Source organism: Okeania sp. SIO2B9 (assembly GCF_010672505.1).
Lineage (GTDB): Bacteria > Cyanobacteriota > Cyanobacteriia > Cyanobacteriales > Microcoleaceae > Okeania > Okeania hirsuta.
The window spans coordinates 1-2,577 of the sequence record NZ_JAAHGK010001111.1 but is presented as its reverse complement, the minus strand read 5'-3'; the positions used below and the strand labels follow the sequence as shown (position 1 = coordinate 2,577).

At 30.7% G+C, this 2,577-nt stretch carries 1 protein-coding gene; it reads left to right on the top strand.

Annotated elements, in window-relative coordinates:
• Positions 1–682: 682 nt before the first annotated feature.
• Positions 683–2,272 (top strand): hypothetical protein, encoded by a 1,590-nt coding sequence (locus tag F6K13_RS27880; protein WP_124154850.1) that lies wholly within the window; start codon positions 683–685, stop codon positions 2,270–2,272.
• Positions 2,273–2,577: the final 305 nt, after the last annotated feature.

The window sequence follows — 2,577 nt, the reverse complement described above, 5'->3', positions numbered from 1 at the left end:
TTTTTTTCTGACAAAAACCTTTTAAATACTTATACATAACTTGTCTATTTTGTAATTTTTTATGTTAAGAAAGATTTTGATAAAGCATAGCCCTAAAAAGGAGAGGATTGACTAAAGGGAAAAAAAACAATTTTTTCCCCTTGAAAGAGGAAGCTTTCAACCTGAATCATTTAATTATTTAATTATTTAATTATTCATTATTCGGTAATAGGGAAGAAGAATAAATACTCTCTCAATGTAGATTTTATGAGGTTGATTAAATTTAGTAAAAAATTGATATCTGAGGTCTAAAATTTAATAATTATTCAATTAATTTTTAGTAAAAAAATATAATTTTCACAATATAAAGTAGTGAAAATATAAATATGCAATGCAATATAAGCGTTCATCCATAGCTGACATTTAAAAAAAGGAATAAGAAAAAAGAATAAATATTTTATCTATCTAGCTTTTATTAGGCTTGTAAGATACAGTAAAAAAAATAATACCTGATTTTTCATAGCTATAAAATTAATTTTTAGTCAAATAAATAAAGTAGAGAAAATTCTGCACAACATAAAGTAGTAAAAATATAACTATGCAAGACCATCGACCATCCATCACCAATCAAACTGATTTATTAAAGACAGAGTCTAATTTAGACTCTAATAAAGATACTATAACTGACACTGAAAAAGAACAGATGAGAGATTTATTTGCCAGAGAAGCACTTGCTCAAATCCCTAAAATATTGACCTTGTTAGACCGCAATTATCATAGTCCTACCTATGGTTGTTTCGACCGCAATTTTTGGCATTACAAAATTATAGATTTTCCTAGTGGCATGGCTCAAGAATTCGTCTTACCTTTAGCCTTAGCTTATAACTTAGATATTCCTAATAATCAATTTTATTTGCAAGAAATGATATATAAATGGGCAGAAGCAGGCATCTTATATGCCACCCACACTGCTCATCTTGATGGTTCTTGTGATGATTATTTCCCTTTTGAAAGAGCTAGTGGAGCAACAGCTTTTTCTTTATTAGCTAGTATTGAAAGTTATCAAATATTGGGATTAAATAACTATGAAGTACTCAGCTTTTTTGAAAAACGAGCAGATTGGTTAGTAAATCATTATGAAAGTGGCAATTTAGCTAACCATGAAGCATTAATTGTATTGTCCTTAGAATTGTTGAGTAAACTATTAGAAACCTCAAAATGGGAGGCAACTAAAGCAGCACGTCTGGAAAGATTATTAAGTTGGCAGAGTCAGGAAGGATGGTTTACAGAATACTCTGGTTTTGACCCTGGTTATCATACTTTAACTATATCCTGTTTAGCTAGAATTTATGAATTAAACCCCAGTGAAAAACTCAAAAATTCTATTACCGCAGCAGTAGAATTAGCTGCTCAATTTATTCATCCTGATGGTTCCTTCGGTGGAGAATATGCTAGTCGTAATACCTATAACTTTTTTCCCCACGGATTTGAATTAATAGGTAAATGGTTGCCTGCTGCTTTGTCTATTAACGATCAATTTTTAATAGGCTTAAAAAATGGTTTGGCTCCCTGTTATGCAGACGACCATATTATCGGTCATCATACCTGGAATTATTTCTTAGCATGGCAGGATTTTATTACAGAAAGACCTGCTGATGTGAATCGTGATATTGCTAGTCTTTGGTTAAAAGAAGCTCAAATTTTGATTAAACGCAGACCTGGAACAGAATTATATGTAAGTATGAAAAAAGGTGGTGTTTTTAAGCTATTTCGCGACCAAAAATTAGTTGTTTCTGATACTCATTTATCACTCCAAGTAAAAAAAGGAAATAAAATCTTAAATGCAGTTAGTCATTTAACTGGGGATTATGATATAAAAATATCTCAGGATGAATTGGTTATTTCTGGTAATATGGGTTGGGCTAAACAAACTCAAATGTCACCTTTGAAGTTAATCATTCTCAGGTTTGTCATGTTAACTTTTGGGCGTTTTTTCCCCAATTTTATTCGGAAAACATTACAAAAAATTCTGATTACTGGTAAGCAAGATGCACCTTTCCACTTCACTCGTTACTTTAAGTATGAAGATGGAGTTTGGTATATTACAGACGAACTTTTTGCTAAGTCTTGGTGGGATGTAATTAGTGCAGCTATTGGTTGTGACCAAACTTCTATTTATGTTGTAATGAGTCGCACTTTTCAAATCAATCAATTACAACCTTGGTATGATTTAACAACTGAGATTAAAAAACTTTCTCCTGGTCAATCTTTGAAAATTGAGCGCAAGTTTTAACTTGATTTATTCTTACAACTTCGCTTTTTATTTCTTACTTATATAAACTCTCATAAAATCTTGCTATAATCAGAAAATAGGAAATAGGGAGAAAAAAAAGGTTTCATAATAATATGGAACAGGGAAAAGAGAAAAAAAAGTTGTTTTATCACTAATTAAGCGCCCATAAAATGGCAGATTTAAAGTGCAATATTATTAGTGAAAGAAAAAAATGTTTTTAACTTTTAACCTTTGTGATATTATATGCGAGTAATTTAACAGTTCGATCAGGAGTCCCCAATTAATATTATGTTTGCTTGAATACC

Excerpts from the sequence above, each read along its gene's own strand:
- F6K13_RS27880 (WP_124154850.1), top strand. The coding sequence starts at position 683 with ATGAGAGATTTATTTGCCAGAGAAGCACTTGCTCAAATCCCTAAAATA.